Origin of the sequence: Arthrobacter sp. ISL-5 (assembly GCF_018613835.1) — a bacterium.
Taxonomy (GTDB): Bacteria; Actinomycetota; Actinomycetes; order Actinomycetales; family Micrococcaceae; genus Arthrobacter.
Genome location: NZ_JAGGPM010000014.1, coordinates 1 through 26,437, shown reverse-complemented (window position 1 = coordinate 26,437; position 26,437 = coordinate 1). Strand labels below are relative to the sequence as shown.

27 protein-coding genes and 1 tRNA gene are annotated in these 26,437 nt (G+C 66.1%); 17 read left to right on the top strand and 11 right to left on the bottom strand.

What is annotated here, in order from left to right; all coding sequences use genetic code 11:
• Positions 1 to 105: 105 nt before the first annotated feature.
• The 3 genes from nusG to J7I89_RS07550 form a co-directional block, all read right to left on the bottom strand.
• Positions 106 to 957 (bottom strand): transcription termination/antitermination protein NusG, encoded by an 852-nt coding sequence (gene nusG / locus J7I89_RS07560; protein ID WP_214968790.1) that lies wholly within the window; start codon positions 955 to 957, stop codon positions 106 to 108.
• A 115-nt stretch (positions 958 to 1,072) separates the two neighbouring features.
• Positions 1,073 to 1,357, bottom strand: a complete 285-nt coding sequence (gene secE / locus J7I89_RS07555) for a preprotein translocase subunit SecE (protein WP_214968788.1) — start codon at positions 1,355 to 1,357, stop codon at positions 1,073 to 1,075.
• Positions 1,358 to 1,440: 83 nt separating this feature from the next.
• Positions 1,441 to 1,513, bottom strand: a tRNA-Trp gene (locus J7I89_RS07550).
• A gap of 273 nt (positions 1,514 to 1,786) precedes the next feature.
• Here J7I89_RS07550 and J7I89_RS07545 point away from each other — a divergent pair.
• Entirely contained in the window at positions 1,787 to 3,004 is a 1,218-nt protein-coding gene (locus J7I89_RS07545) for a pyridoxal phosphate-dependent aminotransferase (RefSeq protein WP_214968786.1), read from the top strand.
• Between the two features lie 171 nt (positions 3,005 to 3,175).
• Here the strand turns inward: J7I89_RS07545 and J7I89_RS07540 are convergent, their stop codons facing one another.
• Entirely contained in the window at positions 3,176 to 3,862 is a 687-nt protein-coding gene (locus tag J7I89_RS07540) for a response regulator transcription factor (RefSeq protein WP_214968784.1), read from the bottom strand.
• Complete coding sequence (locus J7I89_RS07535) at positions 3,859 to 5,346, bottom strand: ATP-binding protein (protein WP_214968782.1); 1,488 nt, start codon at positions 5,344 to 5,346, stop codon at positions 3,859 to 3,861. The genes J7I89_RS07540 and J7I89_RS07535 overlap by 4 nt, the downstream gene beginning before the upstream one ends.
• A 124-nt stretch (positions 5,347 to 5,470) precedes the next feature.
• Here J7I89_RS07535 and J7I89_RS07530 point away from each other — a divergent pair, with 124 nt between their 5' ends.
• The 5 genes from J7I89_RS07530 to J7I89_RS07510 all read left to right on the top strand — a co-directional run bounded on the left by J7I89_RS07530 (position 5,471) and on the right by J7I89_RS07510 (position 9,837).
• Positions 5,471 to 7,183 carry a PspC domain-containing protein gene (locus J7I89_RS07530; protein WP_214968780.1) on the top strand — a complete coding sequence of 571 codons (1,713 nt, stop codon included), beginning with the start codon at positions 5,471 to 5,473 and terminating at the stop codon, positions 7,181 to 7,183.
• A gap of 1 nt (position 7,184) precedes the next feature.
• Positions 7,185 to 7,463, top strand: coding sequence for a hypothetical protein (locus J7I89_RS07525; protein WP_214968778.1), 279 nt, complete (start codon positions 7,185 to 7,187; stop codon positions 7,461 to 7,463).
• A gap of 3 nt (positions 7,464 to 7,466) precedes the next feature.
• On the top strand, positions 7,467 to 7,721 hold the full coding sequence (locus J7I89_RS07520; protein ID WP_214968776.1) for a PspC domain-containing protein: 255 nt from the start codon (positions 7,467 to 7,469) through the stop codon (positions 7,719 to 7,721).
• Positions 7,722 to 7,918: 197 nt separating this feature from the next.
• Positions 7,919 to 8,944, top strand: a complete 1,026-nt coding sequence (locus tag J7I89_RS07515) for an ATP-dependent 6-phosphofructokinase (protein WP_214968774.1) — start codon at positions 7,919 to 7,921, stop codon at positions 8,942 to 8,944.
• 176 nt (positions 8,945 to 9,120) lie between these two features.
• Positions 9,121 to 9,837 carry a GNAT family N-acetyltransferase gene (locus J7I89_RS07510; RefSeq protein WP_214968773.1) on the top strand — a complete coding sequence of 239 codons (717 nt, stop codon included), beginning with the start codon at positions 9,121 to 9,123 and terminating at the stop codon, positions 9,835 to 9,837.
• 10 nt (positions 9,838 to 9,847) lie between these two features.
• Here the strand turns inward: J7I89_RS07510 and J7I89_RS07505 are convergent, their stop codons facing one another.
• From J7I89_RS07505 to J7I89_RS07480, 6 genes are all read right to left on the bottom strand, one after another.
• On the bottom strand, positions 9,848 to 11,365 hold the full coding sequence (locus J7I89_RS07505; protein ID WP_214968771.1) for a DHA2 family efflux MFS transporter permease subunit: 1,518 nt from the start codon (positions 11,363 to 11,365) through the stop codon (positions 9,848 to 9,850).
• Positions 11,366 to 11,369: 4 nt separating this feature from the next.
• On the bottom strand, positions 11,370 to 11,804 hold the full coding sequence (locus tag J7I89_RS07500) for an ankyrin repeat domain-containing protein (RefSeq protein WP_214968770.1): 435 nt from the start codon (positions 11,802 to 11,804) through the stop codon (positions 11,370 to 11,372).
• Positions 11,801 to 12,886, bottom strand: a complete 1,086-nt coding sequence (locus tag J7I89_RS07495; RefSeq protein ID WP_214968769.1) for a folate-binding protein YgfZ — start codon at positions 12,884 to 12,886, stop codon at positions 11,801 to 11,803. Before J7I89_RS07495 ends, J7I89_RS07500 begins: the two co-directional genes overlap by 4 nt.
• 89 nt (positions 12,887 to 12,975) lie before the next feature.
• Positions 12,976 to 13,698, bottom strand: a complete 723-nt coding sequence (locus tag J7I89_RS07490; RefSeq protein ID WP_214968767.1) for a flavodoxin family protein — start codon at positions 13,696 to 13,698, stop codon at positions 12,976 to 12,978.
• Positions 13,699 to 13,820: 122 nt separating this feature from the next.
• Positions 13,821 to 14,453 carry an FABP family protein gene (locus J7I89_RS07485; RefSeq protein WP_214968765.1) on the bottom strand — a complete coding sequence of 211 codons (633 nt, stop codon included), beginning with the start codon at positions 14,451 to 14,453 and terminating at the stop codon, positions 13,821 to 13,823.
• 170 nt (positions 14,454 to 14,623) lie between these two features.
• Complete coding sequence (locus J7I89_RS07480; RefSeq protein WP_214968881.1) at positions 14,624 to 15,358, bottom strand: permease; 735 nt, start codon at positions 15,356 to 15,358, stop codon at positions 14,624 to 14,626.
• 368 nt (positions 15,359 to 15,726) lie between these two features.
• Here J7I89_RS07480 and J7I89_RS07475 point away from each other — a divergent pair, with 368 nt between their 5' ends.
• The 11 genes from J7I89_RS07475 to asd all read left to right on the top strand — a co-directional run bounded on the left by J7I89_RS07475 (position 15,727) and on the right by asd (position 26,240).
• Positions 15,727 to 16,425 (top strand): response regulator transcription factor, encoded by a 699-nt coding sequence (locus J7I89_RS07475; protein WP_056629983.1) that lies wholly within the window; start codon positions 15,727 to 15,729, stop codon positions 16,423 to 16,425.
• A gap of 253 nt (positions 16,426 to 16,678) precedes the next feature.
• Positions 16,679 to 17,650: a mycothiol synthase gene (mshD, locus tag J7I89_RS07470; protein ID WP_214968763.1), complete on the top strand. Its 972-nt coding sequence runs from the start codon at positions 16,679 to 16,681 to the stop codon at positions 17,648 to 17,650.
• Between the two features lie 105 nt (positions 17,651 to 17,755).
• A complete protein-coding gene (locus tag J7I89_RS07465; protein WP_214968761.1) occupies positions 17,756 to 20,002 on the top strand; it encodes an RNA degradosome polyphosphate kinase in 2,247 nt (748 codons plus the stop codon).
• Between the two features lie 10 nt (positions 20,003 to 20,012).
• Positions 20,013 to 20,984, top strand: coding sequence for an NUDIX hydrolase (locus J7I89_RS07460; protein ID WP_214968759.1), 972 nt, complete (start codon positions 20,013 to 20,015; stop codon positions 20,982 to 20,984).
• Between the two features lie 168 nt (positions 20,985 to 21,152).
• The gene (locus J7I89_RS07455) at positions 21,153 to 21,956 is read left to right on the top strand and encodes a thymidylate synthase (protein ID WP_214968758.1); all 804 of its coding nucleotides are present in this window, start codon (positions 21,153 to 21,155) and stop codon (positions 21,954 to 21,956) included.
• Complete coding sequence (locus J7I89_RS07450; RefSeq protein WP_214968755.1) at positions 21,953 to 22,537, top strand: dihydrofolate reductase; 585 nt, start codon at positions 21,953 to 21,955, stop codon at positions 22,535 to 22,537. Before J7I89_RS07455 ends, J7I89_RS07450 begins: the two co-directional genes overlap by 4 nt.
• A 3-nt stretch (positions 22,538 to 22,540) precedes the next feature.
• Complete coding sequence (locus tag J7I89_RS07445) at positions 22,541 to 22,759, top strand: NF038396 family protein (RefSeq protein ID WP_056629959.1); 219 nt, start codon at positions 22,541 to 22,543, stop codon at positions 22,757 to 22,759.
• A 141-nt stretch (positions 22,760 to 22,900) separates the two neighbouring features.
• The gene (locus J7I89_RS07440) at positions 22,901 to 23,974 is read left to right on the top strand and encodes a WXG100 family type VII secretion target (protein WP_214968753.1); all 1,074 of its coding nucleotides are present in this window, start codon (positions 22,901 to 22,903) and stop codon (positions 23,972 to 23,974) included.
• Positions 23,975 to 23,983: 9 nt separating this feature from the next.
• A complete protein-coding gene (locus J7I89_RS07435) occupies positions 23,984 to 24,637 on the top strand; it encodes a hypothetical protein (protein WP_214968752.1) in 654 nt (217 codons plus the stop codon).
• Entirely contained in the window at positions 24,624 to 25,025 is a 402-nt protein-coding gene (locus tag J7I89_RS07430) for a hypothetical protein (RefSeq protein ID WP_214968750.1), read from the top strand. The genes J7I89_RS07435 and J7I89_RS07430 overlap by 14 nt, the downstream gene beginning before the upstream one ends.
• A gap of 84 nt (positions 25,026 to 25,109) precedes the next feature.
• Positions 25,110 to 26,240 (top strand): aspartate-semialdehyde dehydrogenase, encoded by a 1,131-nt coding sequence (gene asd, locus J7I89_RS07425; RefSeq protein ID WP_214968748.1) that lies wholly within the window; start codon positions 25,110 to 25,112, stop codon positions 26,238 to 26,240.
• Positions 26,241 to 26,437 lie beyond the last annotated feature (197 nt).

Here is a 26,437-nt window from a genome sequence, read left to right as displayed (position 1 = left end):
CTGGGACACAGGAGCGTGCCTCAGGTGGTTGACCGCCATGGCGAGGCGGTCTGCCGCTTCGTGGCTGCTAAGCGGGCAGCCCCGGAGCGAATTCTGTGGGTGGTGCTAGATCTTGGTGACCTGGTTGAAGGCCAGCGTGACCGGGGTCTCGCGTTCGAAGATGGACACCAGCACCACGAGGGTCTGCGAGTCCACCTTGATTTCGGAGATCGTGGCGGGGAGCGTCTCGAACGGACCTTCCTTGACGATGACCGATTCGCCGACCTCGAAGTCGACGTCCACCGGGGCGGCGGCGTGCTTGACCGGCTTGCCCTTCTCGGCCTGCTCCTCTTCGAAGACGGGGGCGAGCATGGAGAAGACCTCGTCGAGGCGGAGCGGGACGGGGTTGTGGGCGTTGCCCACGAAGCCGGTGACACCCGGGGTGTGGCGGACGGCGCCCCATGAGGCGTCGGTCAGGTCCATGCGGACCAGCACGTAGCCGGGGATGCGGACGCGGTTGATGACCTTGCGCTGGGCGTTCTTGATCTCAACGACTTCTTCCATCGGAACCTGGATTTCGAAGATGTAATCTTCCATGTCCAGGGTCTGGATGCGCGTCTCAAGGTTGGCCTTCACGCGGTTCTCGTAACCGGCGTAGGAGTGGATGACGTACCAGTCACCCTCCTGGCGGCGCAGCTTGCCCTTGAACTCCTCGGCGGGATCGACGTCGGCCTTTGCGGCCGCGGCTGCGAGGGCGTCTGCCTCTTCGGCGTCAGCTTCCTCGGAGTCGTCCTCGGCGTCAGTTTCGTCGTCTGCTACATCTGCATCGTCGTCGGCGTCAGTTTCGGCGTCAGCGTCAGTTTCGTCGTCGGAATCGGGTGCAGCAGACTCAACCTCAGACCCTACAACGGCTTCAGCCGCTGCGTCCTTGGTTTCATCCAGCTCAGTCTCAGTTACCTCGAGCTCCTGCTCAGACACTTGGTCTCCTGCTTCCTTCATTGCCTAACATGCCTATTTAAATGGCTCAATTCCGCACACTCCGCAGTCCGTTCCGATTTCCGGAACGACCCACGCAGTCTGCGGACCGATCGCCTTAGCGGTCCGTGGCGCCTGTACCGCCGAAGACCCAGTTCACCGCGGTCCCGAAGCCCAGGTCCAGCAAGGTGACGATGACCATCATGATGACCACGAATACCAGCACCACGAGCGTGTAGTTAATCAGTTCCTTGCGGGTCGGTGCGACAACCTTCTTCAGCTCGCCGATGACCTGGCGGACGAAGAGCGCGATTCGAGCGAAGAAGCGGGCCTTGTCGGCCTTCTTTGCGGGGCGGCCCTTGGAGCTGCTTGCAGCTGTTTCGGTCACCTGTTCCTCACTCATCCTCGCAAAATGTCGGATTGCCCGGCTCTGAACTGAACCATGGTTGCTGCGCTTGCTCCGGCTTTCCGCCGGAACAGCTTGCGCAGGGCAGACAGGACTCGAACCTGCAACCTGCGGTTTTGGAGACCGCTGCGCTACCAATTGCGCCACTACCCTATGGATCAAAAACCGATCGAGGCCGCGCTTCACCCAGGATTCCTGAGGCACACGTCATCATCTGTGTTTTCAACACCGGAGAACTAGTCTACGCAACAACTTCGCGTACGTCGAACCAGCCTCGTTTCGGACCGTCCTGCGGCGGTGGATTCCTGACTGCGCCGCAGTCACAAAGCCATGCCCCACCTCGAACGATCCGGTGAACAGCATAGAGTAGATTCCGTCGAATTCCACCATTCAGCTAACCAGCTGCAAGCGAAGAACGGACCCGCCATGTCTGCCGCCCGCGTTTCCCAACGCATTTCCGCCATTGCCGAATCCGCCACCCTGGCTGTCGACGCCAAGGCCAAGGCACTTAAGGCGGCCGGCCGGCCCGTGATCGGTTTCGGCGCCGGCGAACCGGATTTCCCCACCCCGGGATACATCGTCCAGGCCGCCATCGAGGCGGCCAGCCAGCCGAAGTACCACCGGTACTCCCCCGCCGGCGGCCTGCCCGAGCTGAAGAAGGCCATTGCCGAGAAGACCTTCCGGGACTCCGGGTACAAGGCCGATGCCTCCCAGGTGCTGGTCACCAACGGCGGCAAGCAGGCCGTCTACAACACCTTCGCAACCCTCGTGGACCCGGGCGACGAAGTGATCGTCCCCACGCCGTTCTGGACCACCTACCCTGAAGCCATCCGCCTCGCCGGCGGCGTGCCGGTGGAGGTCTTCGCCGGGCCGGAGCAGGACTACCTGGTGACAGTGGAGCAGCTGGAAGCGGCCGTCACCGACCGCACCAAGATCCTGCTGTTCGTCTCGCCGTCCAACCCGACGGGCTCCGTATACTCCCCCGAGCAGGTGGCGGAAATCGGCCAGTGGGCCGCTTCCAAGGGCCTGTGGGTAGTCACCGACGAAATCTACGAGCACCTGACGTACGACGGCGTCCCGTTCACGTCCATCGCCACGGCCGTCCCCGAGCTGGGCGACAAAGTGGTCATCCTCAACGGCGTGGCCAAGACGTACGCGATGACCGGCTGGCGCGTGGGCTGGATGATCGGCCCGGCCGATGTCATCAAGGCCGCCACCAATCTGCAGTCGCACGCCACGTCAAACGTGTCCAACATCCCGCAGATCGCCGCCCTTGCCGCTGTATCGGGTCCGCTCACCGCCGTCGACGAAATGAAGGTCGCCTTTGACCGCCGCCGCAAGGCGATCGTCGCCGGGCTCAATGCCATTGACGGCGTTGAATGCCCGACGCCGAAGGGCGCCTTCTACGTCTACGCGGACGTCCGCGCCCTGCTCGGCAAGGAATTCCCGACGGCGAACGGTCCGGTCTGTCCTTCGACCTCCGCGGAGCTCGCGGCGCTGATCCTCGACGAGGTGGAGGTTGCCGTCGTGCCCGGCGAAGCCTTCGGCCCGTCCGGATACCTGAGGCTGTCCTACGCCCTGGGCGACGACGACCTCGCCACCGGAGTGGCGCGGCTGCAGGACTTCCTGGGCCAGGCCAAGTAGGCACGCTCTCTCACCTTCCGCCGGAAAAACACAAACGCTCTCTCACCTGGTGAGAGAGCGTTTGTGTTGGGGCGACAGGTGGTGAGAGAGCGTTTGTGCTTGGGCGACAGGTGGTGAGAGAGCGTTTGTGCTTGGGCGACAGGAAGTGAGAGAGCGTCCGGATGGGTGGGGCTAGAGGAGCCGGCGCTCGGCCGCCCACTTGGTCAGTTCATGGCGGCTGGAGAGCTGCAGCTTCCTGAGCACCGCCGACACATGGGTTTCCACCGTCTTGATGGAAATGAACAGCTCCTTGGCCACTTCCTTGTAGGAGTAGCCCCGGGCAATGAGCCTCATCACCTCGAGCTCGCGGGCTGAGAGCTTGTCCAGTTCGTCGTCGGCAATGTCGGCCGGGGCGGTACCAAAGGCGTCCAGCACGAAGCCGGCGAGCCGCGGCGAGAAGACAGCGTCGCCGCCCGCGACCCGATACACGGCGTCCGTGATCTCGGCCCCTGAAATCGTCTTGGTGACGTAGCCGCGAGCGCCGGCACGGATCACGGCCACGACGTCCTCGGCCGCGTCCGACACGCTGAGGGCCAGGAACTTGGTGGTTCCCCGAAGCGCCGCGGAGCCGGCGATGACTTCACGCCCTCCCCCGCCCAGACCGCCCGGCAGGTGGACGTCCAGCAGCACGACTTCCGGGCGGGTCCGGCCGATCACCTCGATGGCCCGCTCCACCGTTCCGGCTTCGCCGACCACCTCAATGCGCGGGTCCAGGTCCGTCTTCAGTCCGGAACGGAAGATCGCGTGGTCGTCCACGATCACGACCCGGACGGTCCGTCCCCGATCCCCGGCCGTGCCGTCCAGTGCTGGAGTGCTCATGACTTCCCTTCCCCGTTGTCCTCCGCGGCCGCCGGCAGCTTGAGCCGGACCTCCGTGCCGTCAGGACTGCTGTTGATCTCGGCCGTTCCGCCGTGCCGTTTCATCCGGCCAATAATTGACTCGCGGACCCCCATCCTGTCCTCCGGGACCGCGTGGAGTTCGAAGCCGGAGCCGCGGTCCTTGACGAAAACTTCCGCGCCGCCGTCGGACACCTCCAAGTACACGGAGACCGGGCCGCCGCCGTGGCGGGAGGCGTTCAGCATGGCTTCCCGGCTCGCCTGGACCAGCGCCTCATGCCTGTCCGTCATGGCCGTATCACCCACGCTCACGACGTCCACCGCATTGCCGAGGCCGTCCTCGACCTCCGCGGCGGCCGCTTTGATCCGGTCCGAAAGCTGTCCGGCGTCCCTTGCTGGGTCCCTGAAGAGCCAGCCGCGCAGTTCGCGTTCCTGCGCCCGTGCCAGCCTCACGACATCGTGTTCGTTGGCGGCGCGGCGCTGGATCAGCGCGAGGGTCTGCAGCACTGAATCGTGCAGGTGTGCGGCGATCTCCGCCCGTTCGGTCTCGCGCACCCGGCCGGCACGTTCGGTCTCAAGGTCCCGCCAGAATTTCAGGCCCCAGGGAAGCAGCACCAGCGCCACTCCGCCAAGAACAGCCACGGACGCCAGCAGCGCCAGCCAGGTCTGCTCCCAGGATCCGGACCCGGACACCATCACCAGCACTCCGGCCACCACCAGGGCGAGGCCGGCGGCCAGCCGCGCCCATCCGCCGGCCTGGTCCGCTTTGGTCTTGTCCACCAGGCCCGCTCGGCGCGTTTCATCGAGCTGCATCCAGGCGATGGCGGCACCGCCGAGGATGGCAGCCGCCGGGATCAGGGTCCCCAGCGGCACCTCGACGCCGAGCAGCCTGGCGATCAGGATCGCGGCAACGAGCAGCAGCCCTGCGCCGAGCAGGATTTCCTTGCCGTAGCGCATATTGCGGACGCGGAACCAGGCACCGGTGCTCGGAACAGCCGACGGTTCCTGTGGCTGGGAGGGGGCCCCGGCGTCGTACGGTACGGACGGCACGGGACCCGCCGCAGGGGTGTAGCCACCCGGCCCCGCAGCGGGGGCGGAGCCGCCCGGAGGCGTTGAAACCGCGCCGGGCGGGTAGCCGGGCGAGTACGCACCGGTCCACAACGGGGGGTCGACGGCGGCGGCGTGCTTGGGCGGCATGCTCGCCGAGGGGGCAATGCTCACCGCGGGGGCAATCGGCGACGCCGGCCGCCTGGCATTGCGCTTGGCGCTCTCGTCTGCGGTGGGAACCATGATCCAGAGCCATCCATAGAACACCAGGCCTGCCCCGCCGGCGAGCGAGGCCACCGCCATGCCGATCCGGACCATGCGCACCGGCCAGCCCAGGTGCTCCGCGAGGCCCGCGCACACGCCGGCGACAATGCGGTCGCTGCTGCGGACCAGCGGCGGGCGGACGGGGACTGTGGTCATGCATCAATCCAAACACGGATCAGGGTTTCGGGAGCCCGTTTTGAGGGTGGACCAGGGGTAAGTCAGGGACGGCTCAGGGTCTTCCCCAATAGAGGCTTCTGGCCCCACGCGGCAGGATCGAAGTATGAACTCGCAGAACCCCACCCCAGCTGAAGGGCAACAGCCCGCCAACCCGTCCGACGACCAGTCAGGATCCGGCTCCGAACCTCGGCCGGAACCCGGGACCGAGCCGCAGGCAGAACGTCCCGCCGAATCCCAGACCGCTGCGTCCAGTGCGGCGCAGGCCGGCGGACCCCAGGCCGAAACGCCGGCCGAATCGAAGACCGGGCGGCGGACGGAGCAGCCGACTGAGCAGCTGCCCCCGCCCCTCCGTCCCACACAGGAAATTCCCGGCACCCCGCCGCCGGGCGGTCCCGGATTCGGCAGTCCGGGCGGCCCCGGTTTCGGCGGTCCCGGCGGTCCCGGTCTCGGCAGCCCGGGCGGCCCCGGTTTCGGTGCCGGTCACCCCGGCAACGGCCAGCCGCCCCAGCAGCTGAACTTCTTCGACTGGATCCGCAGCCACGGCATCCACCGGGGACGCGACCGCTGGATCGGCGGCGTCTCGAGCGGCATCGCGGAGCGCATGGGCATCGACCCGCTGATCGTGCGGGGCGTGTTCATCGTGCTGACGCTGTTCGCCGGCATCGGCGTCCTGCTGTACGGCCTCGCCTGGGCGCTCCTGCCTGAGCCGGACGGCCGAATCCATACCCAGGAAGCCGGTGCCGGACGCTGGACCAGCGGCATGACCGGCGCGCTCATCACCACCATCATCGGCCTCACCGGCATGGGCGGCGGATTCTGGGGCTGGGGGCACGACGGCTTCGGCTTCTTCTGGGCCCTCTTCTGGGTAGGCGGCGTCATCTACCTCATCTACTTCCTCACCCAACGCAATAAGAACAGCATCGGAGCACCTATGAATGCCACCCAGGCCGGCACCCAGCCTGCCTATGGATACGCCGCCACTGACAGCGCACCGGCGGCGGGACCGTTCGCGGCCGGCACCCAGACCGCCACGGCCCAGCACGGTGCACGGCCGGCGTCAGCACCCACGCCGCCCTACGGCTCCGCCAGCTCGGGTAACATCCCATCCTCCCCCTACGGCGGCTTCGGGAGCGTTCCGCCCCGCGGGCCCGCACCGGTGCCAGCTCCCTTACCCGCTCCGAAGTCAAAGCCGAACGGCCCCGGGGCACCCGCCGTCGCAATCACCGCGGGCCTGGCCCTGCTGGTCGGCGGCACCCTCAAGGCTCTCGACGCCGGCAACGTGGTCGATCTCGGCGACTCCGCCAACGCCGTGGTGTGGGCGAGCGGCGCGGCCGTCCTGGGCCTGGGCATCCTCCTGTCCGGTCTCCGGGGCAGGACGTCGGGCATCCTCGGATTCTTCGCCGTGGTCGCACTGATCGTCGGCGGAATCTTCAACACCGTGCCGAACGGCGACCGCTTCCGCTTCCAGAACGCGGACTGGAACCCCGCCAGCATCGAACAGGCACGGGAGGGCTTCCAGATCACCGGAGGCCGCGGAACTGTTGACCTGACCGGCCTGAACCTGAACCCGCCGATGGGCACCGACGTCGTGGTCCCCCTCGACGTAACCGCCAGCAACGTGACGGTCATCATCCCGGGCACGGTTCCGGTGGATGTCAGGGCGGACATGACGCTGGGCAACCTCAACGAGGGCGCGGGCAGCCGCAGCGGGATCACATCCAGGCAGAGCAGCTACAACTCCGACAAGCCCGGCGCCCACCTGATCCTGCAGATCGACGGAACCGTCAGCAACATCACCATCCAGGAAGGCAACTGACATGAGCAGCTATGACCCCACACCGAAGACCTCTCCGGCGCCGGCATCCGACCCAGCGGACGGCCGTGAGCCCGCCCCGGCCCGCGTCGGCACCATCGTCTGGGGGCTTGTGGTGCTCGCACTGGCCGCGCTCATCATCATCTCCCAGCTCGGGATTGTGGTCCTGAACGGAACGTATGTGCTGATCGGGCTGATGATCGGCGCCGGCGCCGCGCTGGTGATCGGCGGCCTGCTTTCAGCCCGCGGACGTGACAACGGCTCAACAACCGGGAAGTCTTGAACCATGGAAAAATTCTTCAGCATTGTCAGGGGCCTCGGCCTGAGGCGGGGTCCGGAGCGCTGGCTGGGCGGCGTGTGCGGCGGTATCGCCGAGAAACTGAACGTGGACGTTGCCTTCGTCCGGATCGGTTTCCTCCTCTTCTGCCTCCTGCCCGGACCGGCCGTCGTGCTTTACCTTCTGGCGTGGCTGATCCTGCCGAACCAGAACAACGGCATCGCGCTCGAGACCTTCCTCGAGAAGCGCGCCATGAACCGGTAGGACCGCCGCAAGGCCGGTGACCGCCGTCGACCGTTAACCATAAGTGCCCCCGTTCCCGCCGGAACGGGGGCACTTATACGTCACCGCGGGGCGCGTAGTAACCGTTTGTGTCCTGCCCCACACTGCCCATTAGACTCTAGGTGAGCTCAGCGTGGCGCTCTGCCTGTATACCTTCGAACCAGGATTTGAGCCGAGAAATGAAAATTGGAATCCTCACCAGCGGCGGCGACTGCCCCGGACTGAACGCCGTGATCCGCGGCGCCGTCCTCAAGGGCATCGCCATCCACGGCCACGAATTCGTGGGGTTCCTCGACGGTTGGCGCGGCGTGGTCGAGGGTGACATTATTCCCATTCCCCGCACCGTGGTCCGAGGCATCGCCAAGCAGGGCGGCACCATCCTGGGTACGTCCAGGACCAACCCGTTCGAAAACGGCGGCGGGCCCGAAGTTATCAAGGGCCACTTGGACCGGCTCGGCATCGATGCCATTATCGCCATCGGCGGCGAAGGAACCCTCGCCGCAGCCAAGCGCCTCACGGACGCCGGCCTGAAAATCGTCGGCGTGCCCAAGACGGTGGACAACGACCTCGACGCCACGGACTACACGTTCGGCTTCGACACCGCCGTCCAGATCGCCACCGAAGCCATCGACCGCCTGCGGACCACGGGCGAGTCGCACCACCGCTGCATGATCGCCGAAGTCATGGGCCGCCACGTGGGCTGGATCGCCCTGCACGCGGGAATGGCCGCCGGCGCCCACGCCATCCTGATCCCGGAGCAGCGGGTCAGCATCGAGCAGATCACCGAATGGGTGCAGGAAGCCCACGACCGTGGCCGCGCCCCGCTGGTCGTGGTGGCCGAAGGCTTCGTTCCGGCCCACATGGAATCGCCGCACTCCGAACGCGGCCTGGACACGTTCGGCCGTCCCCGGCTTGGCGGCATCGCCGACCAGCTGGCACCGGAGATCGAGGCCCGCACCGGGATCGAGACCCGCGCCACCATCCTGGGCCACATCCAGCGCGGCGGCGTCCCCTCTGCTTTTGACCGCGTGCTGGCCACACGGCTGGGCATGGCCGCCATCGACTCCGTGGTCGAGGGCCGCTGGGGCACCATGGTTTCGCTGAACGGAACAGACATCGACCACGTTGGCTTCGAAGCTGCCCTGGGCAAGCTCAAGACCGTCCCGCAGCACCGGTACGACGAAGCCGCGGTCCTCTTCGGCTAACCCCTTTGGCCCGAACGGGCAGTTAATGCCCTCATTTCCGCATTTTGAGGGCATTAACTGCCCGTTCGCGCTTTCCGGCGGGGGCATTAGCTGCCCGTTCGCGCTTTCCGGCGGGGGCTTAAGTGTTCGTTCGCGCTTATTGAGGCGGGGTTGGCGGGGGTCGGTAGGCTTGGTGCATGAGTCTTGAGCCCGGTTCCGCCGCCATCATCCAGCTAGCCTGGGCGCGCCGCTTGGGTCTCGACGACGGCGCTTTCGCCCTTGCCCTGGAAACCGGGGAGCGGCTCACCAGGGTCGACGACTCGGCGCGCTCCGTCCAGTTCGTCCGCCTCTTCGGCAGCTCCGCCCTGGTGGGCCCGCAGTGGGCACTGGACGCCGCCGTCGCGATCTCCGATGAGGAAATGGCACAGCACGTCACCCTGCTGACCATCACCCGCCGGCACGGCGGGCACGGTTTGGGCTCGGCTGCGCTCTTCTTCGCGGACGATCTCCCCCTGCTGCAGCTCTCCGCGGAACTGACGGTCTCGCACGGCAACCCCGAGGCCATCGAGCTCGAGGGCCTCTGCCCGCCGGACGACGTCAACGAAGTAGGGCTCTCCGACCTCGAGAACCGCTACACGGTCATGCATGACGAGGACGGCCGCAAGGTGCCGGTGGCCTGCGGCGCGTACTCGGAATGGGAGGGGATCCTGGCCCACATGGGCGTTCTCGTGGCACCGCAGTGGCGGCGCCGCGGCCTGGGTTCCCTTGCGGCCTCGATCGCCGCGCACGAGGCCCTGGCTTCCGGGCTGACGCTGCAGTGGCGCTCCGATGTCAGCAACAAGGGCTCGCTCACAACGGCACGTAGCCTGGGCTTCTCCACCGGCGGCATCCAGACCAGCGTGCTGCTCGGCTGAGGACGCCCGGCTATGGCGTCTTGGCGTCTGAGGTCTCAGCCGCCGCAGGCTGCTGACCGCCCCAGCCCTGCACGGGCTTCGGACGGGCGAAGAACAGGGCCACGGCGGCGCCCAGCACGATCACGGCCGCGGGCAGCATGATGGACTGGCTCATCGCCGTCGAGAACCCCTCGTGGAGGGCATCCGGCAGCTGGCCGCCGAAACTCACGGGCTGACCGGCGCCGCCACCCGAGGCACCGGGCGCCGCAGGAAGTTCGGCCGCGAGCCGGGCCTGCATGAGGACCGCGACCGCGGCGCTGCCCAGCACCGCCCCGATCTGGCGCGTGGTGTTGTAGACGCCGGCGCCGGCGCCCGCCTGCCGCGGCGGCAGGTTGCGGGTGGCCGTTGAACTGAGCGGCGCCCAGATCCCGGCATTCGAGAAACCGAGGACAGCACTCGGCAGCAGGAACAGCCACACCGGAGTGTCCGGATGCATGAGGGCGGAGTTCCAGAACAGCGCCACGGCCATGAGGAGGAGCCCGCCGGACGTGATGTACTTCGGGTTGACGCGGTCGATGATGCGGCCCACCACGGGTGCCAGCCCGCCGGAAATCAGCGCCATGGGGACCATCATGAGGGCCGACTGCGTGGGGGTCATGCCCCGCACCATCTGGTAGTAGAAGATCAGGGGCAGGCCGAAGGCGGTGACCGTGAAACCGACCGTGGTGATCCCGATGTTGGCGAGCGAGAAGTTGCGGTCCTTGAACAGGGAAAGCGGGAGCAGCGGCTCGCCCTTGTTCACCGCCTGCCAGCCCACGAACAGCGCCAGCACCACGATGCCACTGACGATCAGGCCCCAGACCGTCACGGGGCCCGTGATGGTGCCCCAGTTGTACGTCTCGCCTTCCTGGAGGCCGAACACGAGCAGGAAAAGCCCGACGGCGCTGAGCACCACGCCGGGGATGTCGAACCTGTGCGGATGGGTGGTGAGGGACGGGACCAGGCGCCAGGCGAGGATGAAGCCCACGATCCCGATGGGGACGTTAATGAAGAAGATCCACTCCCAGCCGAGCCCGTCCACCAGCACGCCGCCGAGGATGGGACCGACCAGCGTTGCCACGCCCGCCGTGGCCCCCCACAGGCCCATGGCGGCGCCGCGCCGGTCCGGCGGGAAGATGCGCGTGATCACGGCCATGGTCTGGGGCGTCATCAGGGCCGCACCGAGGCCCTGCAGGACGCGGGCCGCAATGAGCATGTGAACGGTGCCGGACAGGCCGCACCAGAGCGAGGCCAGCGTGAACACGACGAGCCCGGAGAGATACAGCCGCTTGGGGCCGAACCTGTCACCCAGCCTCCCGGTGATGAGGAGCGGGACCGCATAGGCCAGCAGATAGGCACTCGTGACCCAAATGACGGCGTTGATGTCCGTGTCCAGCCCCTTCATGATCCTCGGATTGGCCACGGAGACAATGGTGGTGTCGATCAGGATCATGAAGAACCCGATGACGAGGGACCAGAGGGCGGGCCAGGGCCTGGCTACATTCTCCAAGGACTCAGCCCAGCAGGGCCTTGATGTCGGCGCGGGCGAACATCTCCGCTGCGGCGCGCGCGGAGGGGGTGCCGGCGTCGGGATCCGCACCGGCGTCGAGCAGCACGCGGGCAACATCGGTGTATCCCTTGAAGACCGCTCCGGCCAGCGGAGTCTGTCCGCGGCCGTTGGCGCTGTTGGCGTCACCGCCGTGGTACAGGATCAGCTGAACAGTCTCGGCGTGGCCGTGGTAGGCCGCGAGCATCAGCAGCGAATCGCCGGCGGCGTTCGTCAGGTTGGCCGGCGCGCCGGCGTTCAGGTAGCTGCGGAGCACCTCGGTCTCGCCGTTGCGGGCCGCATCGAAGAGGGTGTGCGCCAGCGCGAGGGTTTCCTCGTCGGGCTGCTGCGACGCGTCGGGCGACGGCGCGGGTTCCGCTCCGGGTGCGGTGGAGTCTGTCATTTGTGGGTCCCCCTCAGGAATCCGGTCTGCCTGCCGACCACCTGTCCGGCGTCGGGAGCCACGATCACTTCCTGCGCGGCTGTGTACGGTTCGGTTCCGTCCATGACCGTCAGTATTTCATCCGGCGCGACGGAACGCTTTATGACCGCCAGCGCAATGGGTCCCATCTCGTGGTGCTGGGCCACGGACGTAACGGTCCCCACCTTGCGCTCCCCCAGCAGCACTTCGCTTCCGGGAGCGGGCATCGTGTGCTGCGAGCCGTCGAGCTGGAGGAACACCAGGCGGCGCGGCGGGTGGCCCAGGTTGTGGACCCGCGCGACGGTCTCCTGGCCCTTGTAGCAGCCTTTGGAGAGGTGCACGGCCGTCCTGAGCAGGTCCAGTTCATGCGGAATGGTCTTGTCGTCGGTTTCGGCGCCGAGCCGCGGCCGCCACGCCGCGACGCGCAGGGCCTCGGCCGCCAAGACTCCGGCCAGCGGACGGTCGCCCAGCGTTGCTTCAAGCTCCTCCGCCGGCACCAGGTATTCGAACCACGGGCGCTCAGCGCCGGGATGGTGGTCCTCGTCAACCACCGAGTAGGCGTACCCGCCGGCACCGACGTGCGGCCAGGGGTCCTGCCAGACCTTCAGGCCGGACCACTCGGGCACCGCCCTGGCGGATCCCAGCACGGCCCAGGCGTCCGAGACGTCAGCGATTTCGACACGCAGCATGAACTTCATCTTGTTCAGCCACTCCGCCAGCGGGGCAGCCTCGGCGGCCTCGACGATCAGCCAGGTGGTGCCGCCGTCGTCCACTACCCGGGCATCGAATTCGATGCGTCCCTGGATGGTCAGGAGCAGCAGCTCGCTGGACTCACCGGGCTGGAGGTTGGTGACCTGCTGGGAGGACAGCGTGTTGAGCCAGCTCAGGCGGTCGGGTCCGGTGACCGTGACCACTCCGCGGTGGGACAGGTCGACGACGGCGGTACCGGCCGCGAGGGCGCGTTGCTCGCGCAGCGGCTCACCGTAGTGGGACGCGACGCCGGCATCGGCGCCGGCCGCCTCGACGGCTCCCGGGCGCGACAAAAGAGTGCTCTTGATAGTCATATGAAGGGAACGTCCTTGGCTTGGCGGGTATTCCGGTTGGTCGGAATCGGGGACCGGTCCCGGCGGTCCCGGCCACCGGATTGGTTCACTCAGCGGTACTCCGGGTTTTCGAAACCGAACTTTGATCCGGCTTTCCATTCTTCCGGAAGGTTGCCGTAAGCGGGAATCCCGCCGGCATCCTTGAGCATCCGGGCATGATGCAGGAGATTCCACGTCATAAACGTGGTGTTCCGGTTGGTGAAGTCGCTCTCCGGGCCGCCGGACCCTTCATCCAGATAGCTGGGCCCAGGTCCCACCGGACCGATCCAGCCGGCGTCGGCCTGCGGCGGGATGGTGAACCCGACGTGCTGGAGGCTGTAGAGGACGTTCATGGCACAGTGCTTGATCCCGTCCTCGTTGCCGGTGATCAGGCAGCCGCCCACCTTGGGGTAGTACGCCCACTGCCCCTTCTCATTGAGCTCCCCCGAATGGGCGTAGAGGCGCTCGATGAGTTTCTTGGTCTGCGATGAGTTGTCCCCCAGCCAGATGGGCCCCGCGACCACCACGATGTCGGCCTCTTTAACGGCGGGATAAAGCTCGGGCCATTCGTCGGTTTCCCAGCCGTACTCGCGCATGTCCGGATACACGCCGCTGGCGATGTCATGGTCGACCGTCCGGATGACCCGCGTTGCCACGCCCTGCTTCTCCATGATCAGCCGGCTCACGGTGATCAGCCCCTCGGTGTTGCTCTTCTGGGGCGAGCGCTTGAGCGTGCCGTTGAAGTACACGGCCTTGAGGTCGCTGTAGTCCGCCGGGCTTGTCGCTTCATCCACGTGGTGCTCCCTGGGTCGCTGCGGGCAGAGGAATATGGGACCTCAGTCCAACGTAGCGGACGGGACGGCAGACGGGACAGAGCCAGCGGCTCCGACTGTCAGGAATCCTGCCGGGAAACCTTTCAGGAAACTTTTCTCAGGAACGCCGAGGCGTGGGCTTCGAGGCCGTTGCCCGGTTCCGACGAGGCGTCGCGCGTCGAGGACGAGCCGGCGGCGACATCCCAGCGCCAGAGGAGGTTTCCGTCCACCAGGCCGAAGATCCGGGTTGCGGCGCTGTACTCCTTGGAGTGGCTGCCGCGCATCACCATGTCGGTGCTCAGCTGGATCTGCGGCCCTTTGATCTGGCCGTAGTAGAGCTCCGAGATCCCGCCCGGATGGGAAATGGAGACGGAAATATCGAATCCGCCGTCCGTGTTCCGGAGGGCCTCCACCTCGTCAGCGCTCCTGAGTGCCGGAACAATGTCCCCGGGGATCAGGCCGGGGCCGCTGTCGGCTTCAATTTGCTTGCGCTCAAGCGCCCAAAAGCCGGTCTCGACGGTGAGCGGCCGAAGTCTGGTGCCGTCGTCGTCGGTCAGCCAGCTCTCCGCACGGTACTGAAGGTAGGGCAGACCGTTTTGGGTGAACGAGACGTGCTGGAAAAAGTGTTCTGAATCTTCGTCGCCGGACCCGAGTCGGCCGCGGCCCTCCCACTCACCAATGAGCCAGGAAAGCGGAACCAGTTCGGGGGTCAGGTCTGTGGGGATCTCAATCGGCACAGCTGTTACCTCTGGAAACTGCTAGCAGGGAAAGCGGTTCTACTTCTGGCCTTTGAACAGGCGGTAGACCACAAAACCGGCAAACCAGGCCATGGACAGGCTGGCGACGCCGAGCAGGACAAGGAAGAAAATTTCATATGCAAGTACGGACATGATGCCATCCTAACGCGTCAGGAGATGAGTAGTTTGTCTATGAAGTAAGCCAATGAACCGACCGCCGAAACGGGCGCCAGGCCCATGCCCAGGGCGGCCGGGAAGTTCAGCGGGGTCCCGCGGAGGGTCACAAGCCGGCGGAAGCTGACCAGGACCGCCCCCACTACGACGCCGAACACCGCGGCAGGGAGGACGGCGATGTCGGAAAACACCAGCCCGGCCAGCGGTCCCGCCAGCCCGGCAAGGGCGATTCCGAGCGGCGCAATGATCCGGTCAGGCCAGCGGATGAGGCCAGCGAGCAGCGCGACGGCGGCGCTTACGCCGGCGACAAGCAGCATTTCCTTGACCCCGTTGAACCGTGCCCCCGCGATCCAGCCCGCTCCCAGACAGGAGAGGAGGACGCCCACGCAGCAGCCCAGGATCGATTCCAGCCGCTGCGCCTGGCCGGTCCCCCGAATCAGCTGGACCACGAACACTGCCGTGACGCCCAGGGCGATGAATCCGGGGGTCCAGTCGAGGTAGCCGGGGGCGGCAACATAGGCAGCGGCCACGGCGGAGCCGGCACCCGGCAGGCCGATCACGGCGGCCAGGGTTTTTTTGGCGGGTATTCCCAGATAGTGCGGCCAGCCGATGCCGACAGCCAGGGCGACAACGATTGCCACCGCCAGGAGGACGTCCTGCGTCCGGTAGACGCTGGCGATGATGGTGGTCAGGCCTGCCAGGCCAATGACACCGATGCTCCAGGACTTCAGCGTGCGGCCGGCGGCGGCCGGAGCGCTCACCTCAGGCGCGGCCATGGCGTACTCATCTCTGACTCTGCACTCAACTTCGCTGCGTCCTCATCCTGGCTGTGCCGTTGACGGGCAGGGCTGCGCGCCCTGACGGTTTCAATCCTGCCCTATGTGACTGCCATATGTCGCAAATGCGGCGCGCTGCGGGCGCGGATCAGTGTCTGTCAGTGGACCGTTAGGTATACTCAAAGCTCAGCTACGCTTCCTGCGACAGGAACCGGACGCGCTGGTTTGCCAGCGTTGCCGCCCCGCCGCAGCCAGCACAGTACCGGCCGGTGAAAGCCCGGTTCAGTCGCCCAATGATGCGCGGACGGCCCCTTGGAGGAACAATGTCGCACATCCTGTTACTGACGAACAGCACCGGATCATCGGTGGACATTTTGCCTGCCTTGGAGCTCTTGAACCACCGGGTGCACATCCTCCCCGCCGAGCCCACCGCCCTGCTGGAGACGGATCCCTGCGACATCGTGCTCCTGGATGCTCGGAAAGACCTCGTGGGAGCCCGCTCCCTGACCCAGCTTCTGAAGGCAACGGGCCTCAGCGCTCCGCTGGTGCTGATCCTCACCGAAGGCGGGATGGCCGCCGTGTCCTCCGCGTGGGCCGTCGATGACATCGTGCTGGACTCCGCAGGGCCCGCCGAGGTGGAGGCAAGAATCAGGCTCTCCGTTGCCCGGGCAGTCCCGGAGAAGGAAGACCTTCCCACCGAAATCCGGGCCGCCGGCGTCGTTATTGACGAGGCAAGCTATACCGCGCGGGTCAACGGCGCCATCCTGAACCTGACATTCAAGGAGTTCGAGCTCCTCAAGTACCTGGCGCAGCACCCCGGCCGGGTGTTCACGCGCCAGCAGCTGCTGACCGAGGTGTGGGGCTACGACTACTACGGCGGCACCAGGACCGTGGACGTCCACGTCCGGCGGCTGCGGGCCAAACTGGGCGCCGACCACGAAAACCTGATCAGCACCGTGAGGAACGTCGGCTACCGGCTCACCCTGGTGCGGCAGCAGGAGGACGAACTCACCGAGGCCTGAGGGCCTCAAAGCCACACGCGGATTAACGCGAAACGGCCCGGACTCTTTCGAGTCCGGGCCGTTTCGCGTTGCGTCACGCTTCAGTGGAGGACATACGGGTCGAACGTATCGAGGCCACCCCAGTGGTGGATCCCCCTCACAAACTTCTTCCTGGAAACTGCTCCGGGAAGCCGGATGAGATAACGACTATACGGGCCAACGGGGCAGGCCACAAATCAGGCGCCCCCGCCTGCCGGGCGTATAGCCTTACAGCATGAGTCCTGCGCATCCGGAGAATTGGCCCGTACTCGTCGTCAAAGGCGGTGGTGATGTAGAGCTGTTGCGGGACATCAAAACCCTGCTGGCTGCCGCCGAGGAATCCGACGGCAATCCCTCCATCTCGGAACAGACCCTCGTGACGCTTCGTGCCGCGGATACCGGCCCCCACTCGGTGCTGACCTTGGCCCTCTACGCCCCCGATGAGGATTCCGATCCCGCAACCGGACAGGACCTCGCGGGTTTCGCCGTGGTGGTGGACGAGGCGGACGGCACGGGCGTCCTTGAAATCGCCGTCCATCCCAGTTACCGGAACCAGGGCGTCGCGGACCGGCTCGTGGGCACCCTGAAGTCCTCGCGCGGATTCGACGGCCTCAGGGCCTGGTCCCACGGCAACCACGAGGGAGCAGCGGTGCTGGCGGCCCGCTACGGCTACGGCCCCGTCAGGGAGCTGTGGAAGATGCGGCTCACCACCGCGGCCGCTGAACTGCCCGACGTCGTTCTTCCGGACGGTGTGGCGCTCCGCGCCTTTGTGCCGGGCAAGGACGAAGACGCCTGGCTTGCGGCCAACCGCGCCGCCTTCGCGCACCATCCCGAGCAGGGCTCCATGACCAGGGCGGACCTCGAGGCCCGGATGGAGGAGCCGTGGTTCGACCCCGCGGGGTTCCTGCTGGCCGAAGACCGCGAGGGGCAGCTCCTTGGCTTTCACTGGACCAAGGTGCACCCCCGGCACGGAAGCCACCCGGCCATCGGCGAAGTGTACGTGGTGGGCGTTACGCCGGCCGCGCAGGGCATGGGTCTGGGCAAGGCGCTGACCGTGGCCGGAATCAGGCATCTCCAGCAGCAGGGGCTCCACGCGGTGATGCTGTACACGGATGCGGACAACGCCCCGGCCGTTTCGCTGTACCGGCGGCTCGGCTTCACCCGCTGGGACGTTGACGTCATGTACGGGCCCCTGGCCGGACATTAATCAAGTCATTCGACGCACAGGCCGGACCCGCTGAAATCTGCGGGTCCCGCCGGGGCGAAAGCTTGTAAGGTTGAAGCTAAATCCCGTCAGCATCAAGGAGAGCGCATGCAACCGGAATCCGCCGGAACAGCCACCACCGAAATCACGGCGGCCCCAGCGCGCGCCCGTTTCGGTTCTTCCGAAGTGCCGGCGTCCCGCGCCACCCAGGACCGGATCGACATCCCGGAATTCGCGGCCATCCTGGAGCCTGAGGGCGAAATCAGCCCGGACCGGTTCCTGGACCGCGAACTGAGCTGGCTGGCCTTTAACGCCCGAGTCCTGGAGCTCGCGGAAGACCCCGACCTCTACCTCCTCGAGCGGGTCAGCTTCCTGTCCATCTTCGCGTCCAACCTGGACGAATTCTTCATGGTGCGCGTGGCCGGCCTGAAGCGGCGAATCGCCACCGGCCTGGCCGTCCCCTCCCCTGCCGGCCTCAGCCCGGTGCAGGTCCTCGAGCAGATCGGCGACGCCGCCCACCGGCTCCAGCAGCGGCACGCCCAGGTCTACGCCGAGCAGATCCGGCCCGCACTGGCCTATGAGCACATCCATCTCATGCACTGGGACGAACTCGACGACCAGGCCCAGCACCGCCTCAGCGCCATGTTCGCTGAAAAGGTCTTCCCCATCCTCACCCCGCTGGCTGTGGACCCTGCGCACCCGTTCCCGTACATCTCCGGGCTCTCGCTGAACCTTGCCGTGGTGGTCCGGAACCCTGTCAGCGACAAGGAACTCTTCGCCCGCGTCAAGGTGCCGGACCAGTTGCCTCGCCTGATCTCGATCGACGGGCCGCGGGCCGGGTCCGTGCCGGGCCGGGTTGCCCGGTTCATCGCCCTTGAAGAAGTCATCGCCGTCCATCTGGACCAGCTGTTCGCCGGCATGGAAGTCCTGGAACATCACACCTTCCGTGTGACCCGCAACGAGGACGTGGAGGTGGAGGAAGACGACGCCGAAAACCTCCTGCAGGCCCTCGAGAAGGAACTGCTGCGCCGCCGGTTCGGCCCGCCCGTCCGGCTCGAGGTCACCAATGACATCAACCCGAACATCCGGGCCCTGCTGATCCGCGAGCTGGGTGTGGAGGAATCGGAGGTCTACTCCGTTCCCGCGCCGCTTGACCTCCGCGGGCTGTCGGTGATTGCCGGCATTGACCGCGCGGACCTGCACTATCCCAAGCACGTGCCGCACACTTCCCGGTACCTCAACGAATCTGAAACGTCCAAGGCCGCGAACGTCTTCGCTGCGATGCGCCGCCGGGACATCCTGCTGCACCACCCCTACGATTCGTTCTCCACCTCCGTCCAGGCCTTCCTGGAACAGGCCGCGGCGGATCCGAAGGTCCAGGCCATCAAGCAGACCCTGTACCGCACCTCGGGCGACTCCCCCATCGTTGATGCCCTCATCGACGCCGCCGAGGCCGGCAAGCAGGTGCTGGCGCTCGTGGAGATCAAGGCACGCTTCGACGAGCAGGCCAACATTTCGTGGGCCCGCAAGCTCGAACAGGCCGGAGTCCACGTGGTCTACGGCATCGTGGGCCTGAAGACGCACTGCAAGCTGTCCCTGGTGGTCCGCCAGGAAGTGGACGGACTGCGGCGGTACTGCCACATCGGAACGGGCAACTACCATCCCCGCACGGCCCGCTACTACGAGGACCTCGGGCTCCTGACGGCCAACGAGCAGGTGGGCGAGGACCTGTCCAAGCTCTTCAACCAGCTCTCCGGCTACGCCCCGAAGTCAACGTTCAAGCGGCTCCTGGTGGCTCCGCGCTCGGTGCGTTCCGGCCTGATCGACAGGATTGAAGGGGAAATCCGGAACGCCCGGGCCGGCATACCGGCCCGCGTCCAGATCAAGGTCAACTCCATCGTGGACGAGGCCATCATCGATTCCCTCTACCGCGCCTCCCAGGCGGGCGTGAAGGTGGACGTTATTGTCCGCGGCATCTGCTCGCTGCGTCCGGGTGTTCCCGGGCTGAGCGAGAACATCACGGTGCGGTCCGTCCTAGGCCGCTTCCTGGAGCATTCACGCGTGTTCGCCTTCGCCAACGCCGGTGACCCCGTGGTCTACATCGGCTCGGCGGACATGATGCACCGGAACCTGGACCGCCGGGTTGAGGCGCTGGTCCAGCTGTCCGGCGGTGAGGACACCGCATACGTCACCGATCTGCTGGCCCGGTACATGGACCCCGAGACATCCAGCTGGCACCTCGACAGCCAGGGAGAATGGGCGCGCCACCACATTGGCGAGGACGGGAATCTTGACGACGTCCAGTCCTGGCTCCTGGCTTCACGCTCCCGGCAGCGCGCCCTCGCCAGGCGGTAGGACCCGGCCTTTGAAGAGCAGCGACTCACCCACAGCGGATCAGACCGACCACCCGGGCGAGCCGATCGCCGTCACGGCGGCCGGCGCCCTGCCTTGGCGTGTCAAGAAGGACCAGCTGGAAGTCCTCCTGATCCACCGGCCCCGTTACGACGATTGGTCCTGGCCAAAAGGCAAGCTCGATGCCGGCGAAACCGTGCCCGAATGCGCTTCCCGCGAGGTGGAGGAGGAGATCGGGCTGCAGGCGCCCTTGGGGATTCCGCTCCCGCCCATCCACTATCACGTTCCGGCGGGGCTGAAGGTAGTGCACTACTGGGCCGTGGAAGTGACCGGCTCTCCGCTGCGCCCCGACGGCAAGGAAGTGGACAGCGTCATGTGGTGCACCCCGGAGCGGGCGGCGTCGATGCTGTCCAACCCCTCCGACATAGGGCCCCTTGAGTTCCTGGTGGCGGCGCATTCCCGGAAGGAACTGCATACCTGGCCGCTGGTGATCGTGCGCCATGCCAAGGCGAAGCCGAGGTCCTCGTGGACCAAGGCCGAGGGCGAGCGGCCGCTGGCCGCCACTGGCCTGCGGCAGGCCCAGGCCGTGCGCCGGCTGCTGAGGGTATGGAAGCCGCTGCGTGTGGTCAGCAGCCCCTGGGAGCGGTGCGTGGCCACGATCGCGCCGTATGCCAAGGCCGCGGACGCGAAGGTGAAGCTCGTGGACGCGCTGACGGAGCACCGTCACGCCCGGAACCCCCGGAAAACGGCGGCGACTGTTGAGGCCCTGTTCGACAAGCAGCGCGCCGTGGTGCTGTGCACGCACCGGCCCGCGCTGCCGACCGTCCTGAACCAGATCGGCGTGTACATGAACACGAGGCTGAAGGGCCTGCTTCCGGGCGCCGACCCGTACCTGGCGCCGGGGGAAATGGTGATCTGCCACGTGGCACACGGCAGCAAGAGCAAGGTCGTGGCCGTGGAACAGTTCAAGCCGTTCGACGACTGAGGGCTTCCGGTCCACTCCCTCTTTCTGGCCCGTTCCCTCCTGGAACGCGTCCGATGACGGGCCCCGGAACTCCTCCTCTGCGCCGGGCCGTGGCACGGCGCAGCAACCGTGACACGGGCATAACGCGGCGCAAACTGCGCCAGCGAAACGTGTTAGTAGACTGGACGCGTGAGCATCCCTACGCCTTATGAAGACCTTCTGCGCGACGTCATGGCCAACGGCACGCACAAATCCGACCGCACTGGAACGGGCACCAGCAGCGTATTCGGGCGTCAGATGCGCTTTGACCTGAGCCAGAGTTTCCCGCTGATCACCACCAAGCGGGTGCACTTCAAGTCCGTTGCCGTGGAACTGCTGTGGTTCCTGCGGGGCGACACCAATGTGAAGTGGATGCAGGACCAGGGCGTCACCATCTGGAACGAATGGGCTGACGCCGACGGCGAACTCGGGCCGGTGTACGGCGTCCAGTGGCGCAGCTGGCCCACCCCGGACGGCGGCCACATCGACCAGATGGCGGAGCTCGTCGAAAACCTGAAGGCCAACCCGGATTCACGCCGGCACATCGTGTCGGCCTGGAACGTCGCGGAACTCAAGGACATGGCCCTGCCGCCCTGCCACGCGTTCTTCCAGTTCTACGTGGCCGGCGGCAAGCTCTCCTGCCAGCTGTACCAGCGGTCGGCGGACATGTTCCTGGGCGTGCCATTCAACATCGCCTCCTATGCCCTGCTGACCTGCATGCTGGCGCAGCAGACCGGGCTCGAGCCCGGCGAATTCGTCTGGACCGGCGGCGACGTCCACATCTACGACAACCACATGGACCAGGTCCTGAAGCAGCTGGACCGGGAACCGTACGAATACCCGCAGCTGAAGATCACCCGGAAGCCCGACTCGATCTTCGACTACACGCTGGACGACTTCGAAGTGGTCGGCTACCGGCACCACCCCACGATCAAGGCGCCGATCGCCGTATGAGCACCGAGGAGATCATGGACCCGCAGACCTTCAGCGACGAGATCGCTGCGAACACGGCCGGAATCGGGCTGATCTGGGCGCAGACCACGTCCGGAGTCATCGGCAAAGATGGCGACATGCCCTGGAACCTGCCGGAGGACATGAAGCATTTCACCAAGGTGACGAGCGGGCATCCCGTCATCATGGGCCGCAAGACGTGGCTGTCCTTCCCCGAGAAGTACCGCCCGCTGCCAAACCGGACCAACATCGTCATAACCCGCCAGGACGGCTGGGGCGAGACGCCCGAGGCGGAGGGCGCCGTCGTCGTTAAATCCCTGGACGACGCGTTGCTGGAGTCTCAGTTTGCGCCCGGCTTTGAGGCCGTCTGGATCGTGGGCGGCGGCGAAATCTTCGAGCAGTCGACAGAACTTGCGAACGTTGCGGTGGTCACCACCATCGACGTCGAGGCCGACGGCGATACGCACGCCCCGGAGCTCGACGACGCCTGGGAACCGGGCGCTTCGGTACCCGGCGAAGGCTGGCTGACGGCAGCCAACGGCACCCGCTACCGCTTCACCAAGTGGAACCGCAGGGAAGGCTGAGACATGCTCAGGAAACCGGAAACCCTCTTTGTGCTCGGCTACATGCTGTTGCCGCTGCTGGCCCTGCTGTCCGCGATCGTTGGTCTGACCATGATCCTGGGCGGAAACAAGATAGCGGGCATCATAGTGCTCGTCGTGGTGACACAGGTGTTTGCCTTCGGAGCCTTTTTCGCGCTGCGCGCCCGCAAGAGCGCCCTGCTGGAGGAGACCGACCACCAGTAGTCCCGGCCCGTTCCGGCTGGCCAAGGCCGCGATGGGGAGCGCTGCCCATCGCGGCCTCGGCCAGCCGGAACTAGAGTGGTCCAAGAATTCAGCAGCCAGCGCGCAAAACCGGGCGCACACTTATTTGGGGGTAGATGCCACGTGGCAGGTGACTTGTGGGGCGCGGATGTCGCCCAGCTGCGGACGCTCGCTCAGCAGTTCGGGAAGGTCTCAGACAACCTGCTGCAGACGTCGACGCAGCTGACCAACCAGATCAACAACAACCCTTCATGGAAGGGCCAAGACGCCAGCCAGTTCCGCTCCGATTGGAACGGCAGCCACCGGACCCTCATCCAGCAAACAGCGTCCCGGCTGAAACAGGAATCCCGGAAGCTCCTCGAGAATGCCAACGAGCAGGAAAGGGCCAGTGACGCCGCTCCCGGCTCGGGCGGCGGACCGGGCACCATCAGCGACCCCGGCGGGACGCTGGCAGGCGCAGCGGGCGGCCTGTTGCTTGCCAACGCAATGAACATCCACAAGCTCATCAAGGCACCCTTCACCGTGGCCAAACACGTAGGCCAATACGGTTGGGTGCTCAAGAACCAGCGGGCGGACTTCATCAAGGCGCTGACCAAGGGCCAGCACCGGCTCGGCGGCCCCGTTTTTGATAGCCGCAACCTGCTGCAGTCCACAAAAGGGACCCGCGCTCTCGAGGACCTCCTGAGGGAGTCCTCGAAAGCAAGCCGCGGGGTCGGCCTCGCCGAGAAGGCTTCGGACATTACCTCCCTGAAGAACCTCAACAAGCACTTTGGGCCGCTGGAGAGGCTCGCCCCGGTATTGGAAGAAAAGGCCTTGATCGGTGCGGGAACGAAGCTTGAATGGCTCGGCAAGTCTGGGCTCGCCCGGGGACTTGGCTGGGCCGGCGTTGGGTTCAGTGCCTACGACTCGTACAAGAGCTTTTCCACGGGCGATGTCCAGGGTGGACTTGCCGGCGTGGGCAAGACAGCCCTCGGCATCGGATGCTTCCTGCCGCCACCGGCCGGGACCGTCTGCCAGGTCGCCAGCGTCGGTATTGCCATATACGAGAACTGGGACACCATCAGCAGCGTAGGAAAGAACGTCGGCGAGGGCATCGTCAACGCTGTGAAGGATCCCGGTAAGTTCGTCAGCGATACGGCGGATACGCTAAAAGACGCGGGCAAGTCCGTGGGTAAGTTCTTCGGGTTCGGCGATTAGGAGACCAGCATGACTGTTCAGGACCAGACCCAGCAGGAGCCTCGCCTCGGCGTCGACGTCATCGGCTTCGGTGTGGGCGAGTTTGCCTATCTGCTCAATGTTTTCGAAGGGCCGGCCCGGGACCGATCCGTCAGCGTCTTCCGTGCCGAGGAAATGGTGGACGACGTTACCTTGTCCACCGCCGGCGCCTCGTCGCTGATGGCGCGGGACATGGCAACCGTCGACGAGGACGGGGACCTGGGCGTGACCGGAGTCGCAGCCGCAGTCGCCACAGCCCTCGGAAAAGCGACCCGTTGGACGGAAATCTCCCTTCTGACCGGCGAAACCATGGACAACGTGGCTCTCCTGGAAGCACCGGGAGTGTCCCTGATGCTCCAGCCACGGCTGCTGGGAACCTGGTTCGTCTTTGCCCAAGACCCCGCCATCACGCCCGCGGAAGCGACTCTTCGAGTGGTGCGGCAGCATGTCGAGCAGAACCAAGGCGGTTCCGCGTATCTCGTATTCAAAACCGTGGGTTCGGAACAGCACCTGCTGATCCGGCGTGAAGACGACACCTGGACTACCGGCATCCCGGACTTCGACAAGGATGAGGTCGCTGAAACCGCGGGCCTGGACGACGCCGGGCTGCTCGCCGCGATCGAGGATACCCGTGGCGCGGCGTAGCCAGGGAGTTCCGCAGGACCCCGGCTACGTGCCGTCCCGCAATTCAAACGACCAGCTGATCTACCGCAGGGCGGAGAACGGCGAGATGGTCGGCTACACGCCGGCCGAATACGGAGTCCGCAAAGACGACGGCGGCGGCCTGGTCAAGCCCGTCAACAGCTCCGGCGGCCTGCTCTTCCTTGCCATCCTCCTCACCGCCTGCATGGGAGGCCTCATCTACGGCGTCGTCCAGATCGCCATCCAGGGTACGTGGCACATTCTGGGCGAAGTATGGTGGGTGTTTCCCGCATGCCTCTATCCCTTCACTTTCGCTTGGGCCAGCTATTTCAAGGAGCGGCGGGCCGAGAAGCTGCGGAAAGCCAGCAACCTGGCCCGCCCCGTTGAGTAGCTTTACCCCTCCGACGAATCCGGCTGAGCCAGGGAGTGACGTAACCGACTGCGCCCGGCCGGTTCCAAAGTCTAAACTGGCCCAATGACTACAGCAGCTACTCCGTCCGTTGGACTGGTCGGTTGGCGTGGCATGGTCGGTTCCGTCCTGATGCAGCGCATGCAGGACGAGGGCGACTTCGCCAACATCAACCCGGTATTTTTCTCCACCTCAAACGCAGGAGGTGCCGCCCCGTCGTTTGCAGACGGGGCCGGCAAGCTCGAAGACGCGTTCGACGTCGAGACGCTGGCGAAGCTGCCGATTATCGTCACCGCCCAGGGCGGCGACTACACCAAGCAGGTCCACGGCGAGCTGCGCAGCCGCGGCTGGGACGGCCTCTGGATCGACGCCGCCTCGACGCTGCGCATGAACGATGACTCCATCATCGTGCTGGACCCGATCAACCGCGACGTCATCGACAAAGGCCTCGCCAACGGCACCAAGGACTTCATCGGCGGCAACTGCACCGTGTCCTGCATGCTGATGGGCCTCGGCGGCCTGTTCAAGAACGGCCTCGTCGAGTGGGGCACGTCCATGACCTACCAGGCTGCGTCCGGCGGCGGTGCACGGCACATGCGCGAGCTCCTCAGCCAGTTCGGCACGCTCAATGCCGAGGTCAGCACGGAACTGGACGACCCGGCGTCGGCCATTCTGGACATCGACCGCAAGGTCCTGGCCCACCAGCGCACCGACATCGACGCCACGCAGTTCGGCGTTCCGCTGGCCGGTTCCCTGATCCCCTGGATCGACGCGGACCTGGGGAACGGCCAGTCCAAGGAAGAGTGGAAGGCAGGTGTCGAGACCAACAAGATCCTCGGCACCTCCGATGAGAACCACATCGTCATGGACGGCCTGTGCATCCGGATCGGCGCCATGCGTTCGCACTCCCAGGCGCTCACCCTCAAGCTGCGCGAAGACCTGTCCGTTGCCGAAATCGAGAAGCTGCTCGATGAAGACAACGAGTGGGCCAAGGTTGTCCCCAACACCAAGGAAGCGTCGATGGCCGACCTCACCCCGGTGGCTGCCTCCGGCACCCTGGACATCCCGGTGGGCCGCATCCGCAAGCTGGAGATGGGCCCGCAGTACATCAGCGCCTTCACTGTGGGCGACCAGCTCCTGTGGGGTGCAGCCGAGCCTCTCCGGCGCATGCTGAACATCGCGACCGGCACTCTATAGCCACCAGCTCTGGCGGCCCTGCCCCGCACGAACGGCCCTGCCCGGGGCCGCTCATGCGGTGCGGGGCCGCTTTTGCGTTTCAGCCCGGGCCAGGGTGGCCAGCAGCCGACGCCTAAGCCTTGATCCACCGATGTTGGTTGGGTTTCGGTCGGCGATTTAAACCGAGAATGCCCGCCTTTTCAAGGAAAATGGAGCTT